Genomic DNA, 15,433 nt, shown 5'->3' on the forward strand with positions numbered 1-15,433 from the left:
AAAGCACTCAAAGCTCGAAATCTCCCCAACCCCTTATCCCCTCATCTCCCCACGACCTCACCCGTTTCTACCGTGCTGGGTGGAATTTTCTCCAGGCTGATAAGCGCTTCCATAACCGATTTGACAACGGGTGCAGCAACGGTTGAGCCGAACGCGTCGCCTCCCTTTGGTTCATCGACAACAGCGACGACCACATAGCGGGGTGCCTCGACCGGAAAGATGCCTACAAAGCTAGTGATCTTGGCATGATCCAGGTAGCCACCGTTGGGATTCGCTTTTTGAGCCGTCCCCGTTTTGCCCGCAATACGGTAGCCGGGAATTTGGGCACTCTTGCCTGTACCTTTGCTGACGACGGTTTCCATCATCGACAGTACGGTTTGCGTGGTGGCTTTAGAGAAGACCGAGCGAGGTGTGGGGAGGCTGGGCTGCCAGTACGGTTGCCCTTTACTATCAAACAACCCTTGAACGACATGAGGGGTAACGAGTTTGCCGCCGTTTGCCAGTACGGCATGGAGCTGAGCCAGGTGTATCGGGGTGAGTGAGAAACCCTGACCAAAAGCTGTGGTGGCTCGTTCGATCGCCGATTCAAGAAAAACCTTTTGAGTTTTGAACTGACCAGAGGCTTCGGATGGCAAGTCAATCCCCACTGGATCGCCTATGCCGAGACGTTTCAGCCATGTGTAATAAACGCTGGGTTTAATCTGCTGTACCACGTGCACCATGCCAACATTGCTGGAGTATTCCAGAATTTGCGTGAGGGTGATGCGCCCTCTACCGCCTGAGGTGGAATAGTCAAAGTTTTGAATGGGCCAACCGCCGACCTGGATTTGTCCCTCATCGTAGAAGGCACTGTCTGGATTGACGGAGCCTGTTTCGAGGGCGATCGCCACATTGATCGGCTTGAATGTCGATCCTGGTTCATACAAGTCAGAGAGCGCCCAGTTTTTAAAGCGATCGAGCGAGTACTTAAAATACTGGTTGGGGTCGTAGGATGGTGTAGCTGCCAGCGTGAGCAGGGAACCATCATGGACATCCATCACAATGACGGTTCCACGTTTGGCGTTGAATTTTTTCACCTGTTGCTGCAAGGCGGCGATCGCAACCCGCTGCAATCGACTATCCAGCGTCAGTTGCAGTTGCCAGTCATCGACATTCAGAAATCCTCCAGGCACCTGATCTGGCATCAGCGAACCATCGCCCATCCGTCTCAGCCGCACTGGATTTGCCAGACGCTCAAGCAGTTTCTGCTGGCTTAATTCAAGCCCTGCCTGCCCTTTGTGCTCATCGTTGACGTAGCCCAGCACATCTGCCGCCATCTCATGCTGTGGGTAGAACCGCTGCTGACTCTGGAGCAACTCTAAGCCGTCGGCTTGCAGGTTACTGATTTGGTCAGCCGTGCTTTCAGAGAGGGAATATGCAAGGCGAATACCCGTTTCTGCGGCATCAAGTTTCTTAGTCAAGTCAGCGGATGACTGACGCAGAAACGGAGCGAGCTTCTCAGCGATCGCCTGCTTGGACTCTTTAAACAGCTTGGGATGGGCAAATAAGGTGTAAACGGGGCGATCCAACGCCAGAACTGTCTCTGTGCGATCAATAATCTGGCGACGTGGAATGAACGGTCGCATGTAAACCATTTGCTGCTCTTGTGCCCGTGCTTGCAGCTTCGGAGCCTGCACCACCTGTAGGCGAAAAAGATTACACAGCAGCAGCCCACAACCAGCTACCAGTGCAGCCCAAACCAGGAACAGCCGAAAGGTTGGCAGATTGACTAAAGCTGTGCGATCGCTCCGCAAGGGACGCTTGCTGACGGGTAAGCGACGCACATGCTGCGATGACAGAGAACGGGGAGGACTACCCATAACGACAGCTCTTAATATCCCAGGGGTGTGTTGGGAGCGACTTCAGCTTTGGAGACGCTAGGGCTGATGCTTAACGCTGAGCGCTGTGGAGCAGGCTGAAGAAAGATCGTGTTGTCTGGCGTTTGGGGCACAAGCCCTGAACCGGGTCGATCGGCTTGTAGCGCCAGTTGATTCTTCAAACCCTCATTGGTGGCGATCATTTCTCGCTCGTTGCGTTGAAGTGTTTTCAACTTGCGGTATTCTTTGCTCCAAAGCTGCTGCGTATAAACGGTGCTGCCGTAAACGATGAGCGTCGCTGTCATTAAAACGAATGCAATGACCAAAGAGCCGCGCTGTGCTTGAATCAGCAACCGTAACCATAACGGCAGCGATCGTTTTGAAGGCAAACGTCTGACCACTGCTGCGCCTGCTGGAGGCGCGACTGCCTTTAGTGGCGGTCTAGGCAGTGGTTGACTGGAGCGTTTGGGGACAGTACGCAGTTGGCTGGGCTGAGCGGGCACTGGGTAAAGCGGCGATCGACGAGTAGAAGCAGGTCGCCGAGAACGGGGCGCAGATCGAAACGCAGTGGACATCAGCTTCTCATCACTCCTTTAACACACGTACAGCATTGCCTGGTTGCGGTTAGCCACGCTGTACAACTCAACGTACCCAAGATGTAAGCTTAGGAAACCTACCGTTCGTACAGAAACTGCCTTCAGGCACAATGCTTAATCACCCACCGCGATCGCAAGTTAGCTATCTGCATCAAGATTACCAGCCAGTCTACTGCAACAATTCGATTTTCAAACAAAAATAAGCTGGCTTGTGCTTGAGGCTTGCTGGATGAGAAGGCAATTTGATTTGTAGGCGTTAGCGGTCAGCCGTCAGCCGTCAGCGGTTAGCGTTCAATCTTGATTCGACGAACATCAGCGATCGATTGACGACGTAGCCAGAACTCATCTAACTTAGGTCAGCATCCGCTCACTCTACACAGCATCCGCTAAACTCATACAGCATCAGTTGCCTCTACGACCGCTCCAGACCCTAACCACTGACAACTAACTACCGAATCATGGCTGAAACGCAAAAAGATCAGCAGCATCCCCTCTGGAGCAGCGATCGTCAGATCGTCACCACACTACTAGCTGAAGCACCAACTGACTATAACCTCTCAGAACTCGCTCGCCTGCGGATTCGCTATCGGGGTTTTCCCGGTGCGCGCGATATTCAAGCAGATCTGGAGAAGGTGCTGAAACAGTGGAACTTAACCGATGAAACCTTGACCGCCAGAACGCGTCAAATTCACGCTGACGCTCAAGTCTACAAGGGGCGAGGGAGCAAGCGAGACGATTGGAGTTAAGAATAGGAGGCAGAAGGAGGAGGCAGAAGGCAGAAGGCAGGAGGCAGCACTAACTCAAAACGCCTCCCTACTCCCCACTCCCTACTCCCCACTCCCTACTCCCTACTCCCTACTCCCTCCACTGTCTTTTCAGGCACTGTTTTACCGAATGAGTCTGCAACAGGAACGCTACCACTGGGCAATGGGGTTGGATTAGCGGCGGCAGTTTGGGCGATCGGAGTCAGGATCTGTGCCAGTTGTGCCTGTTGTTGAAGCTGCTGCGACGACGAGACGAGTCCACTTAACCCATTGACTAGCTTCCGCACATTGGCACGAAAGGCTGGATCACCCGTCAGGTCATCGAGGTCAGAGGTAATTTTCTGCACGTTTTGAAAAGTGACTCTGGCTGAATCGAGCGTTTGCTGTAGCACCGTCAGGTTTGAGGGGCTGTTGAGAGCATTGGACACATCGCGCAGATTAGCAGAGGCTTGAGCCGCGTTCGCAGACAAGGTTTCCAAATTTTGCAGTAGCTGACCTTGTTGCACCCGACCCACGATCGGATTGAGCGTGGCTACAGTGGTGCGGAGTTGTGCCGTAATCACGTTGATGTTGCCCAATGTGCCCACTAAATTTGAGCGATTGGTGGCTAAAAGACCATTCACCTGGTCGGCTGTGAGTCCCAGTTTAGTAACAGTGCGATCGACATTGCGGCTAGAGGCTGACAGCGTGGAAACTTGTTGCTTGACGACAACAGCAACGCTCTTGAACTCTCGACTGAGCGCAGCGACCTCAGCGGCTGCCTGAGCGCTATTTTTGGTCACAGCTTGCACATCTGCCACAAATGCAGGATTGCTGTAAGCATTAGCAAACGTCATTGATGAGCGAATCAACTCGTCCACGCTGACTCCCACCCGACCGGTCAGGCGAGACTTGTTGCAGATGATCAGAGCTGTGTTGCATTCGGCATCCAGTGGCTTCGCATCGACTGCCGCTGTGAGTTGCTTGCGGGGAGTGATGTCGATCGATGTGCTGCCCAACAACCCCGACTGATTTGCTTCTACCTTCACTTCGTTGGGAATCAGCAAATCGGCTGGAGAAATTTCGACTTCTACCTCAACACCGTTCGGTCCTGGTCGTGTTTTGGTAATCTTGCCTACCGCCACGCCGCGATAGCGAACGGGGGTGCCCACTTCCATACCTGCAACGTTGGCAAAATCGATGACGACTTTATAACCACGATTGCCCACACTGATGCCCCGCAGCCAGAGGATGAGTCCAGCGAATAGACCCAACCCTAATAAAATTAATAAGCCAACGGAGCCTTCCCGAACGGTTCGCGATCGCATGATGAGTCCTCACTGATAGTAGGGAGACTTTGGCAAAATAACAGATCTAGACTGGAGAATATAGGACTGAAGAAGATAGGAAAGAGACGGCAGAGGAAAGAAACGGCAGAGTGGAGCCTTTTCTCTCACGCTCGTTTTTTGGCGCTCGTGCTTTGGCTAGAGGCACCCGCAGGCTATAAGTACGTTGCCTAGCCAATGACTTGCATCGGTCCGTTGATGTTGCCACTAAAAAATTGTCGAATCAACGGATCATCGGTCGTATTGATTGCCTGTACGCTGCCTTCCCACTGCACTTTACCCTGATAGAGGAAGACTACCCGGTCAGCCGTGCGATGAATGGTGCTTTGCTGGTGAGTCACCATCACATAAGTGCTACAGCCACCTTCAGCGCACTGTAGCTGCCGCACTAAATCTTCAATCACAGTGGAAGCGACCGGATCAAGCCCTGCGGTGGGTTCATCATAGAGCAGCACTTCTGGTGTATCTCTGGGATTGTCTGGATTTGCCATAATTGCCCGCGCAAAGCTGACTCGTTTCCTCATGCCGCCGGAGAGTTCAGAGGGATAGCGATCGCCCACATTTGCCAAACCTACCATCTCCAAGCGTTTCACCACCAGTTCTCGAATGCGCCGTCGCGGTAAACGAGAATGCTCGTAGAGCAAAAAACCAACATTTTGATCCACCGTGAGCGAATCGAAAAGCGCGGCTTGCTGGAAGACCATACCGATCCCGATCGGATCTTGGGCATCTTCAATCAGCCCCTGCCGAAGCTGTCCCTGCACATAAATCTCTCCAGAGTCAGGAGCGGCAAGTCCAGCAATAATGCGTAAGATGGTGGATTTGCCCGTCCCAGAAGGACCGATAATTGCAAGGGCTTCGCCACGGTAGATTGTTAGATCAACCGCATCCAGCACGACATTTTTACCAAACGCCTTTGAAACCCCTTTTAGTTCAATCAGCGCTTCAGCCATTAGGATATGAACCAGACACACTTGTAGCAATCTAAGACCCCAACTTGCTGGTGCCTCATCTGCCTTTGTGAACGATATATCAACCTTTGTGAACGAGCCGTCAGCCCAGATCTAAAAATTCTAGACTCACAAACCTTAGCGTGGTTCAGATGATTCGGATAGCACAAAGATGGCTTTTCAAGCATCTACGAGTTTAGGACTGCCTTGTCAGATTGGAGTCAACGGCATTTTAGGTGACATGCTAGCGCATTTAAACACGATCGTTTCGCGTTCTCGTAGGGCAAGCAGCGGTGGTTCATCAGGTAAATGGTAGGGCAGGGCGATCGTATCCCAACGGCATACTGAACTGGCACACTCAATGAACAGTCTATAGAAGTTGAGAACTTAAGTTATTCTGCTGCTATGCAGATGCCGAGTTTGCCTCATTCGTCTTCATTGCTTCGTTCACTTGCTGTCTTCCTCTCTGTGCGTATCCAGCCATGACCATTGGTTTACTGAAACAAGCGCTCCACGTGCTGCGGCGGGAGTCGCGTCACCGTACTCCTAGTCGAGTTAACCAATGGTTTAAGTGGCTGGCTCCTGGCTTGCTGGTCAAGCGTTGGTTGCTGCTGAGTGCGAGCGGTGTGCTGCTAACGACGTTAGGGTTTGCTGTTTGGCTGAAGTTGACACCCGTTTTTTACACGACTCAATTTCTCAGGCAGATTCTCGATCGTGTCACAGATATTATTCCCAGCTACATCAGTGGTCCACTAGCGATGCTACTGGGCTTTTTGCTGGTGTGGTGGGGACAAACACGCACATTAGGGTCGATTACCGAAGTGTTGATGCCCGATGGTGATGAAGAGCTGATTGATCTGCTGTTGACCCATCGACGCTTGCATCGTGGACCTCGCATCGTTGTTGTTGGCGGTGGCACCGGGCTATCTAACCTGCTGCGAGGGCTAAAACGCTACAGCGCCAATATTACAGCGATCGTCACAGTGGCAGATGACGGTGGCTCGTCTGGACGACTACGGCGCGAAATCGGCGTGTTGCCACCCGGTGATATCCGCAACTGTTTGGCAGCCCTGGCAGACGAAGAAAAGCTGCTGACTGAACTCTTTCAATATCGCTTCAAAGCAGGCGATGGGCTGACTGGACACAGCTTTGGCAACTTGTTTCTGACTGCCATGAGTGAAGTGACGGGTGACCTAGAGCAGGCGATCGCAGCCAGTTCTCGTGTATTAGCCGTGCGAGGGCAAGTGTTACCCGCAACTCTGAGCGATGTTCGCTTGTGGGCGAAGTTAGCCGACGGTCGCTACATTGAGGGCGAATCTAGCATCACTGAAGCCAATGGTGCGATTGTGCAAATTGGCTGTACGCCTGCAAATCCACCCGCCCTACCGAAAGCGCTGAAAGCGATCGCCGAAGCCGACTACATTATTATTGGTCCCGGTAGCCTCTACACCAGCATTATTCCAAACCTTCTGGTGCCAGAGATTACAGCCGCGATCGCGCAGCGTGACGTACCTCGCATTTATGTCTGTAATATCATGACGCAGGAGGGTGAAACTCAGGGCTACAGCGTTGGCGATCACATTCGGGCGATCGACCAGGCGTGTGGTCAGCCCCTTTTTGGAGCCGTCCTGGTGCAAAAGAAAACCCCGTCTGCGAAAGCGCATATTCGCTATGCACAAGAGAACTCCAACCCGGTACCGCTCGATCGAGATGTGGTCGCTCGTTTAGGTCGCCGGATTGTACTGGCAAGTGTCATGGACGAAGACGAACAAACCGGGCTGATACGCCATAACCCTGAACAACTCGCGCGGGTGCTGCTGCGCTGGTACAGTCGCGTGGAGGGGCTGTGAGGAGGGGTGAGGAGATGGGGAGATGGGGAGATGGGGAAGCAGGGGTGAGGAGATGGGGAGATGGGGAAGCAGGGGAGGCAGGGGTGGGGAGATGGGGAAGCAGGGGAGGCAGGGGAGGCAGCTAATTCTGACTTCTTCTAAAAACTAACAACCAACAACTAACAACTCTTCTGCCAGCCGCCATCTCAAGGTCAGTCCATGCAGGAGCCATCGAAAATTATTTTTTTGCCGGATGCTGAGGCGACGCGATCGCTGGGCTTTAGCCTCGGTCAAACGTTGTCAGCAGGAAGTACTCTCCTACTAGAGGGTGAGTTGGGTAGCGGGAAGACGACGCTGGTACAGGGCATTGGCGAAGGATTAGGGATTCGGGAGACGATCGACAGTCCTACATTCACACTAATTAACGAATATTTGGATGGACGCGTGCCGCTGTATCATTTTGACTTGTATCGGTTGGACACGATAGCCGCGGCAGCACTCTACCCAGAAATGTACTGGGAGGGCACAGAAGTCAAACCAGGCATCGTCGCGATCGAGTGGTCAGAACGCTTACGTTACAAGCCGTCCACTTATCTAGAAGTGCAGCTCACATATGATGCGGCGGTGGGTCGTCAGGCGAGGCTTAGCGCGATCGGCTCGTGCAGCGTTGTGCTCGAAGCGATCGAGTTGATTTGACGACAAAATTAACGGCAAAACGAGAAGATGTTTCAAGACAGGATCAGCAAATGTGATCGATGATACATTTCTGGAATGAGTGATCGCCTTAATTGGAAAGCAAAGCTGCGATCGCTGCACTACTGGTAGGCAGTCCGTCATCTTGTTAGTCTGCTCATCTTTCGCCAACGCCAACGCCTCCCTGGTTTTCCTTACCTGGTATTCGGCTTTTGGGAAGCGTGTGGAGCCAGCTAGAGGTCGAAAACCATGAGCAAAGAGCGCTAAACCATGCCCCTTGATCCGTTAGAGTCCGTTAAGTCTATGAATCAACCTGTTGAACGTAATCGTATGCCGCTTGTCGATCGCTCCTTCGCTTTAATGCACCGTTTCTGGCACATCGCTGCTCTCAGCGTACTCGTCGGTGCGTGTAGCAGCCCAAGTCCAACCGCTTCTCCCTCTGCCTCTGCGCCGACTGCCCAAGCAAGCGGTAAGGAACTCACGGTCGGTATGGTCATCGTTGGACCTAAAGATGACGGTGGCTGGAACCAGGCGCAGTACGAAGGGATGCAAACTGTTGTCAAAAACGTGCCCGGAGTCAAGTTTGACTATGTGGATAAAGTTAACCCAGCCGATCGACCCAACGTTAAAGGCACACAAGTTGCCGATGATTTGATTGGCAAAGGTGCCAAATTCATCGTCTTCAACTCCGACGACTTCAAAGACGACGCTCTAGCAACGGCTAAAAAACACCCCGATGTCAAGGTTGTTCATGCCTCTGGTGACTATGCCTGGAAAGAGGGCAAAAATTTCAAAAATCAGCCGAACCTGAGCAATATCATGGCTCGCATGGAGTACGGCAAGATGATGGCTGGCTGTGCGGCTGCACTGGGCACGAAGACGGGCAAAATTGGCTATCTGGGTCCTTTGATTAACGATGAAACCCGGCGCTATGTGTCAGCAGCCTACCTGGGCGCAAAGTACTGCTGGGAAACCTATCTCAAAAAGAAACCAGCCGATCTGAAGTTTAAAGTAACCTGGATCGGCTTCTGGTTTAACATTCCTGGTGTGACGCTCGACCCCACCAAGGTGGTCAACGACTACTTTAACGGCGGTTACGATGTGGTGATGTCAGGCATTGACACGCCTGAAGCGGCAACTGAGACCAAAAAAGCGGCTGCGGCAGGCAAAAAAGTCAACTTTGTTCACTACGACTTAAAGTCGGGCTGTGAACTCGCTCCCGACGTTTGCCTGGGTGTGCCGTACTACAACTGGAGCCTGCCCTACGGTGATGCGGTGAAAAAGGCGATCGATGGCAAGCTCGGCAGCGAGTTTGTTTGGCTGGGTCCGGATTGGAAAGACATCAACGACCCCAAAACCTCGATGGTTGGCTTCTTGCCAGGAAATGCTCTGGGTGACAACAAGCAGTACATCGACACCTTTATCAAAGGGCTTGGCGACAGCAGCATTAACCTCTATAAAGGACCGATCAAGTTTCAGGACGGGAAAACCGAGTTTGTCAAAGCGGGGGAAACGGCGACCGAGCAACAAATCTGGTACATGCCACAACTGCTGGCAGGCATGGAAGGGTCGAGCAAGTAGAAAGGATAAAGCTGAGGCATAAAGTATGAAGGCTAAAGTATGAAAGCTAGAACAGATACCTAGCTTCCCAGAAGTAGTAGGTTAAGGACTCTTGAGCCTTTAGCTTTTATCCTTTAGCCTTTCCTTTTTCCCGTTCCTATCGCCTTTCTTGCCATGAAAGTTGAACTACAAAATATCTCTAAGCGGTTTGGCGCGGTTCGAGCAAACGAGGATGTGTCGCTGACGGTGGAAGCAGGCAGCGTACATGGACTGCTGGGCGAGAATGGAGCGGGTAAAAGTACGCTGGTGAAGGTGCTGAGTGGGTTCATTACCCGCGATCGCGGCACCCTTCTGCTTGATGGAAAACGTGTAGAGGTGAAAACACCCGCCGATGCGATCGCGGTTGGCATTGGGATGCTCCACCAAGATCCACTCGATTTCCCGCCGCTGTCTGTACTGGATAACTTTTTGGTCGGCAAGTCGGGCAGCCTGTTTACCAATCGGCGGCAGGCATTCAGGGAATTTCGGCAACTGGCAGCGCAGTTTAACTTTGCCCTCAACGCGAATGAAAAGGTCAGCAATCTCACCGTCGGCGAACGGCAGCAGCTTGAAATTTTGCGTCTGCTGTCATTGGGTGTAAAGACGCTCATTCTGGATGAACCCACTACAGGCATTTCGGCATCCCAGAAGGATGAGCTATTCGCCGCTGCCAAAAAACTTGCCGCGCAGGGCAAATCCGTCATTTTTGTGTCGCACAAGCTGGAAGATGTCAATGAGTTGTGCGATCGCATCACTATCATGCGTCAGGGTCAAGTCGTTGGCAATTTGGAAATTCCCTGCCCTGACGAAACGCTTGTGGCATTGATGTTTGGGCGTGAACTTGCACCGCCGATCAAACCCAACACGCAGAAAGAGGCGATCGCCGTCAAACTCGAAACGATCAGTCTTGCAACCGATCGCCTCAACGTTAAAATTCCTGATCTCACCGTGCATCAAGGTGAGGTCATTGGGCTGGCAGGACTGGAAGGCAGCGGTCAACAACTCATGCTGCTGCTATGCGCGGGCTTATTAAAAGCGTCATCGGGCATTCTCACTGTTAACGATGTCGATATGACTGCAAAGCTCTATCCTGATTATCTGACTGCTGGCATTGGCTATTCACCCGCCGATCGCCTGCGCGATGGACTCATTCGAGGCTTATCCATTCATGAGCATGTCGCTCTCCGTACGCCTCCTAATGGTTGGTTTGTTGATTGGAAAGGGACGCTAGAAAAAGCGCTGCACGCGATCGCCCTCTTCAACATTCGCGGCAAACCCCAAACCCACGTCGAGCGGCTCTCTGGTGGCAATCAACAGCGCACCCAACTCGCCCTCCTGCCTGTACCACTCAACCTCCTGCTGATGGAACATCCCACGCGGGGGTTAGATATTGAGTCAGTGTTGTGGGTCTGGCAACAGTTGATTGCCCGGTGTGAAGGTGGCACCGCTATCATCTTCACTTCGTCTGACCTGGATGAAATTATGCAGTACAGCGATCGCGTCATTGTCTTCAGCGGCGATGCAGTGTCAGAACCCATTGATGCAGCAGAATTGACGGTCGATCGGCTGGGGCAAATGATTGGCGGAAGAATGAGCGATCGGCACCAGGCACTATCCGTCAGCAGCTAATTCTATGGGTATTGCCATGGCAGAAAAGTTAACCTTCCGATACGATCGCACGGGCGATATTCTCTACATCGACAAGTGTCGTCCTTACGCAGAGCAAGAATCTGAAGATTTGGGTGATGACGTAGTTGCACGGTTGAATCCGACTTCCAGTGAGGTGGAAAATCTAGAGATTCTATTCTTCTCAAAGCGACTGCTCAGTGCAAACGTTTTAGAGTTGCCAATCATTGCTCATTTAAAGCTGGCAAGTTAATACGATAAACACTGGTGCAATTTCATCGGTTAGTCGCCTCTGCTTCAGCAACCGTTGCTTTATCCCCACTAATCACTAATGTCTAAAGCGTATTACCAGCTTGGCTCGATCGTCCTTTCCCTCATCTTCATCGCCATCATTATTGCCCTGGTTGGCGCTTCGCCCGTGCAAGTGATCAGCAGTATGTGGTCGGGCGCGTTCGGCACACCAGACCAAGTTGCGCGAGTGATTGCGACGTTGGCTCCGCTGGTGTTATGTACCAGTGGCTTGCTGTTCACCTTTACAGCAGGGCTATACAACCTGGGGATCGAAGGGCAGATTGTAGCAGGCGCGATCGCAACGACCTTTGCCATTCGTCTATTACAAGACGTGCTTCCGGCTCCGCTGGTCATGCTGCTGGCAATCGCCGTTGGCGCATTTGGCGGCGCGCTGTGGGGGCTGCTGGCAGGCATACTCAACGTCTACGGTCGCATCAACGAAATCTTTGCTGGACTGGGACTCAACTTTGCCGCTCAGGGACTCGCACTCTATCTCATTTTTGGTCCCTGGAAGCGAGAAGGAGTCGCTTCGATGAGCGGCACCGAGCAGTTTGGTGAATCTCTGTGGTTGCCCACGATCGGCAATACCGAAGCCAGCCCCGTTTCGCTGCTGGTGGCGATCGCGGTTCTCGCGCTAACGATCGTCGTCATGCGCGGCACCTACTTTGGTTTACAGCTTCGGGCAGTGGGTCAAAATCTGAGAGCCGCTTACGTTTTAGGCATCCCATCTGTACGTCAGTTGCTTAGCGCGTTTGCCATCTGCGGTGCGTTTGCAGGCATTGCTGGAGCCTTACAAGTACTTGCCGTCTTCCATCGACTGATCCCCAGCATTTCCAGCAATCTCGGCTTTCTGGCATTGTTGATCGCCATGCTGGTTGGCTTCAACGCCTGGTTGATTCTGCCTGTTGCCTTCTTCTTCAGCGCGCTCAATATTGGTAGCCTTCAATTACCGTTGTCGCTCAACCTGGAATCGTCTCTGGCAGGTGTAATCCAGGGAATGTTGGTGCTGTTTGTGCTGCTTGGTCGTGGACTGAGCGATCGCAAACCCGCTGATGCCAGCTCTGGTACACCTCAACCCCAAGTGCTATCGCCAACTGAGCAACTGGGCGTGAAGAGCTAGACAGTTTTTAGTTGTTGGTGGTTAGTTGTTAGAAAGCTAAAGGCTAAAGAAAGGCAGAAGGCTAAAGGCTAAAAGCTAAAAAGTGTCTTCAACAGATAACAGTCAAGGTCAACTCAAAACTCAAAATTTAGCCTTCATACTTTATCCTTTAGCCTTTCCCTTATTCTTTAGCCTTTTCCCCTATGGAAACTGATCAAATTATCGCTATTCTCGCTACCGCGATCGCCACTGCAACACCGCTTGTCTTTGCCTGCATTGGCGAGACGATTACAGAACGGGCTGGAGTTATTAACTTATCCGCCGAAGGCACGATTATGCTGGCGGCGATGACAGGGTTTGCGGTAGCGAAGACAACGGAGGGCTTGGGCAATACGCCGAGTTTGCTGTTGGGCTTTGGTAGCGCCGCGTTGGTGGGAGCGGCGATCGCGCTCATCGTTGCCTTTGGTGCCCTGAGCTTGAAACAGTCTCAGGTGGCGATCGGCTTTGTGCTGGCGTTGCTATGTGCCGATCTGTCGTCGTTTTTGGGCAATCCCTTCGTCCGTATTCCAGGACCAACGGTTCCCAGCTTGAATGTGCCATTTTTGCAAGATATTCCATTCGTCGGCAGGCTGCTGTTTCAGAGCGATTTGCTGGTGTATGCCAGCTTTGGGCTGATTGTGTTTGCCTGGGTGTACTTCTATCGTACTCGTGCTGGTCTGATGCTACGAGCGATCGGCGAACAGCCTGCCGCTGCCTTTGCCAGAGGCACTAACGTCATTTTGATGCGCTACTTTTACACCATGTTTGGCGGTGCCCTGATGGGGATCGCGGGGGCAGCGTTTGCGCTGGACTTTAAAGCTGGGTGGAGCCATCGTCACACAGGCGGGTATGGATGGATTGCGCTGGCGATCGTCATCTTTGGTGGCTGGAATCCCCTTAGAGTTGCTCTGAGTTGTTACCTTTTCGGCATTCTACAATCGCTGGCAAACGTGGCTCAGAGCGCCATCCCAGACATTCCTACGCAGGTTTTTACCGTTGCGCCGTTCGTTCTGATGATTCTGTTTTTAGTGCTGACTTCCAGCGAATGGTTAGAGCGACTCTTAAAATTACTGCCTCCCACGCTAGGGCGTGCGGCTGCCCAAACGATTCACAGTACGCCACCTGCCGCGCTCGGTCGTGTTTTTGAACAAGACTAGAAGGCTTAAAGTTAACTGCTGTAAAGCGGCACTCCCTGTTTTTTCAGAATCACCTCGATCGGGAGGCAATTACAAAAGCCGATCAAACGTTGCATACCGTCGGCTAATCGCTACTTTCGCTAGCCTTGAGCTGACGAGTTGGTTTCAGAAAGAGCCAGCTTACAAAGAAAAAAGAGGCTGTGAACAACTGAGCAATGTCGAGCGCCGAGAGAGAGCCATCCGAGAATGTCGCAATACTGCGATCGGTGATCCCAAACACCCAAGAAGAAATACCTATCAGCCAAATGCCCTGCCTCAAATTTTCTAGGAAGGGATCGAATTGCTTAGCCTGCTGATCGCTCATGAATTAGCCTAACGAGGGGAAGAGCATAAACAAAAATTACGAACTATTGACAAGATGGCATCTTTGCGTAGCTGCTTCCATTATCCTAAGAAAGACTACTTTTTCTTGCCATGCTTCTGTAGGTAGAGAACAAAGCAGCCAGTACGGTTTTCAAATCACACCAGGGACTGTTGACATGTAGCAGTCCTAAATCGTTTGTGAGTAAGACTTAATTATCTAGTGGTCAGCAGTCAGCAAAAAGCTGATAGCTGATAGCGTTACTGTTAGCTTCCAGTTAGCCTTTCTATTGAACGTTTGCAAGAAACACCATGACAGAAGAGTTAGATTCTGAAATCATTCAGCGCGTTGGTGATTTGCCTGTTGGCGTTGTTGCAGGGGCAACCTACCCGCTCCAGGCATTACTGTTCATTCGCCAGCATTCTCAGTTATGGGGTTGTGTCGTGATGCCGATTCTGGTCAACCTGGTCATTGGGACAGCATTGTACGCCGGACTGCTGTTGCCAGGATGGCGAGGCATTGATCAATGGGCTTCGGGCGTACCAACTTGGTTAGCGGAATGGGTTACCAGTTTGCCGCCGTGGGCATCTCGTTTACTAACCTGGATACCGACAGGAGCAACGTTTTTGGACGATGTGCTGCGGTTTTTGATGGCGATCGCGCTTTTCGTTCTCACTGGTTTGCTGCTAGTGCAGTTTGGTGCGATTTTCGGCGCACCCTGGTATGGCAACCTGGCAGAACAAACGGAACGGCTGCGTCGAGGGCAGGTGCCCGTTGGCTCACCAGGCTTTAGCCGCGCTTTACAAGACATCTGGCGAGCCATTACCTTTCAGTTCAAAAAACTGCTGTTGCTGATCGTGTTTGGGCTGCCGTTTTTGGTACTCAACTTTTTGCCGCCCCTTGGCACAACGATCGCCAGCATCGGAGGCGCAGCACTGGCAGCGCTGCTAGTCGGTTTAGATTTCCTTGATGCGCCATTAGAACGCCGTCGCTTTAGTTTTCGTCGTAAATTAGGCGTGTTTGCGCGATCGCTCCCTGCCAGTGCGACCTTTAGCTGGGCTTGCCTGGTCTTAGTCAGCATTCCCTTCGTTAGCCTGTTAGCCGTGCCGATTTGCGTGGCAGCAGGGACACTTTTTTGCTGCGATCGAGTCTTGCCGTTTTTGCCTGCTAATCAGAATGGTGAGGCTTTACTTACAAATCAGACCGAATAAAACGTCAGCGGTCAGCGGTCAGCGGTCAGCGGTCAGCGGTCAGCGGTCAGCGGTCAGC

At 52.2% G+C, this 15,433-nt stretch carries 14 protein-coding genes; 9 read left to right on the top strand and 5 right to left on the bottom strand.

Annotated features, from left to right (window positions below; all coding sequences use genetic code 11):
- Positions 1-41: 41 nt before the first annotated feature.
- Entirely contained in the window at positions 42-1,859 is a 1,818-nt protein-coding gene (locus AC5JO6_RS02670) for a peptidoglycan D,D-transpeptidase FtsI family protein (RefSeq protein WP_496079484.1), read from the bottom strand.
- A gap of 11 nt (positions 1,860-1,870) precedes the next feature.
- Entirely contained in the window at positions 1,871-2,431 is a 561-nt protein-coding gene (locus AC5JO6_RS02675; RefSeq protein WP_496079485.1) for a hypothetical protein, read from the bottom strand.
- A gap of 479 nt (positions 2,432-2,910) precedes the next feature.
- Here AC5JO6_RS02675 and AC5JO6_RS02680 point away from each other — a divergent pair, with 479 nt between their 5' ends.
- Entirely contained in the window at positions 2,911-3,198 is a 288-nt protein-coding gene (locus tag AC5JO6_RS02680; protein WP_496079486.1) for a DUF3288 family protein, read from the top strand.
- Positions 3,199-3,293: 95 nt separating this feature from the next.
- On the opposite strand, the gene AC5JO6_RS02685 is transcribed toward AC5JO6_RS02680, so the two are convergent.
- Both AC5JO6_RS02685 and AC5JO6_RS02690 read right to left on the bottom strand, forming a co-directional pair.
- Positions 3,294-4,523: an MlaD family protein gene (locus AC5JO6_RS02685; RefSeq protein ID WP_496079487.1), complete on the bottom strand. Its 1,230-nt coding sequence runs from the start codon at positions 4,521-4,523 to the stop codon at positions 3,294-3,296.
- A 188-nt stretch (positions 4,524-4,711) separates the two neighbouring features.
- Entirely contained in the window at positions 4,712-5,494 is a 783-nt protein-coding gene (locus tag AC5JO6_RS02690; protein WP_496079488.1) for an ABC transporter ATP-binding protein, read from the bottom strand.
- A 479-nt stretch (positions 5,495-5,973) separates the two neighbouring features.
- Here AC5JO6_RS02690 and AC5JO6_RS02695 point away from each other — a divergent pair, with 479 nt between their 5' ends.
- From AC5JO6_RS02695 to AC5JO6_RS02725, 7 genes are all read left to right on the top strand, one after another.
- Positions 5,974-7,341: a gluconeogenesis factor YvcK family protein gene (locus AC5JO6_RS02695; protein ID WP_496079489.1), complete on the top strand. Its 1,368-nt coding sequence runs from the start codon at positions 5,974-5,976 to the stop codon at positions 7,339-7,341.
- Between the two features lie 198 nt (positions 7,342-7,539).
- The gene (gene tsaE / locus AC5JO6_RS02700) at positions 7,540-8,016 is read left to right on the top strand and encodes a tRNA (adenosine(37)-N6)-threonylcarbamoyltransferase complex ATPase subunit type 1 TsaE (RefSeq protein WP_496079490.1); all 477 of its coding nucleotides are present in this window, start codon (positions 7,540-7,542) and stop codon (positions 8,014-8,016) included.
- A gap of 327 nt (positions 8,017-8,343) precedes the next feature.
- The gene (locus tag AC5JO6_RS02705; protein WP_496079504.1) at positions 8,344-9,594 is read left to right on the top strand and encodes a BMP family lipoprotein; all 1,251 of its coding nucleotides are present in this window, start codon (positions 8,344-8,346) and stop codon (positions 9,592-9,594) included.
- 153 nt (positions 9,595-9,747) lie between these two features.
- Positions 9,748-11,241, top strand: a complete 1,494-nt coding sequence (locus AC5JO6_RS02710) for an ABC transporter ATP-binding protein (RefSeq protein ID WP_496079491.1) — start codon at positions 9,748-9,750, stop codon at positions 11,239-11,241.
- A 16-nt stretch (positions 11,242-11,257) separates the two neighbouring features.
- A complete protein-coding gene (locus AC5JO6_RS02715) occupies positions 11,258-11,491 on the top strand; it encodes a DUF2283 domain-containing protein (protein ID WP_496079492.1) in 234 nt (77 codons plus the stop codon).
- 78 nt (positions 11,492-11,569) lie between these two features.
- Positions 11,570-12,649, top strand: coding sequence for an ABC transporter permease (locus tag AC5JO6_RS02720; RefSeq protein ID WP_496079493.1), 1,080 nt, complete (start codon positions 11,570-11,572; stop codon positions 12,647-12,649).
- A 182-nt stretch (positions 12,650-12,831) separates the two neighbouring features.
- Entirely contained in the window at positions 12,832-13,824 is a 993-nt protein-coding gene (locus AC5JO6_RS02725) for an ABC transporter permease (RefSeq protein WP_496079494.1), read from the top strand.
- A gap of 103 nt (positions 13,825-13,927) precedes the next feature.
- Here AC5JO6_RS02725 and AC5JO6_RS02730 read toward each other — a convergent pair whose 3' ends face one another.
- Positions 13,928-14,167: a hypothetical protein gene (locus tag AC5JO6_RS02730; protein ID WP_496079495.1), complete on the bottom strand. Its 240-nt coding sequence runs from the start codon at positions 14,165-14,167 to the stop codon at positions 13,928-13,930.
- 308 nt (positions 14,168-14,475) lie between these two features.
- Here AC5JO6_RS02730 and AC5JO6_RS02735 point away from each other — a divergent pair, with 308 nt between their 5' ends.
- The gene (locus AC5JO6_RS02735; RefSeq protein ID WP_496079496.1) at positions 14,476-15,375 is read left to right on the top strand and encodes an EI24 domain-containing protein; all 900 of its coding nucleotides are present in this window, start codon (positions 14,476-14,478) and stop codon (positions 15,373-15,375) included.
- Positions 15,376-15,433 lie beyond the last annotated feature (58 nt).

Source organism: Tildeniella sp., assembly GCF_059505325.1.

Coding starts and splice junctions, on each gene's coding strand:
- AC5JO6_RS02670 (WP_496079484.1), bottom strand. CDS start 1,859: ATGGGTAGTCCTCCCCGTTCTCTGTCATCGCAGCATGTGCGTCGCTTA.
- AC5JO6_RS02675 (WP_496079485.1), bottom strand. CDS start 2,431: ATGTCCACTGCGTTTCGATCTGCGCCCCGTTCTCGGCGACCTGCTTCT.
- AC5JO6_RS02680 (WP_496079486.1), top strand. CDS start 2,911: ATGGCTGAAACGCAAAAAGATCAGCAGCATCCCCTCTGGAGCAGCGAT.
- AC5JO6_RS02685 (WP_496079487.1), bottom strand. CDS start 4,523: ATGCGATCGCGAACCGTTCGGGAAGGCTCCGTTGGCTTATTAATTTTA.
- AC5JO6_RS02690 (WP_496079488.1), bottom strand. CDS start 5,494: ATGGCTGAAGCGCTGATTGAACTAAAAGGGGTTTCAAAGGCGTTTGGT.
- AC5JO6_RS02695 (WP_496079489.1), top strand. CDS start 5,974: ATGACCATTGGTTTACTGAAACAAGCGCTCCACGTGCTGCGGCGGGAG.
- tsaE (WP_496079490.1), top strand. CDS start 7,540: ATGCAGGAGCCATCGAAAATTATTTTTTTGCCGGATGCTGAGGCGACG.
- AC5JO6_RS02705 (WP_496079504.1), top strand. CDS start 8,344: ATGCCGCTTGTCGATCGCTCCTTCGCTTTAATGCACCGTTTCTGGCAC.
- AC5JO6_RS02710 (WP_496079491.1), top strand. CDS start 9,748: ATGAAAGTTGAACTACAAAATATCTCTAAGCGGTTTGGCGCGGTTCGA.
- AC5JO6_RS02715 (WP_496079492.1), top strand. CDS start 11,258: ATGGCAGAAAAGTTAACCTTCCGATACGATCGCACGGGCGATATTCTC.
- AC5JO6_RS02720 (WP_496079493.1), top strand. CDS start 11,570: ATGTCTAAAGCGTATTACCAGCTTGGCTCGATCGTCCTTTCCCTCATC.
- AC5JO6_RS02725 (WP_496079494.1), top strand. CDS start 12,832: ATGGAAACTGATCAAATTATCGCTATTCTCGCTACCGCGATCGCCACT.
- AC5JO6_RS02730 (WP_496079495.1), bottom strand. CDS start 14,167: ATGAGCGATCAGCAGGCTAAGCAATTCGATCCCTTCCTAGAAAATTTG.
- AC5JO6_RS02735 (WP_496079496.1), top strand. CDS start 14,476: ATGACAGAAGAGTTAGATTCTGAAATCATTCAGCGCGTTGGTGATTTG.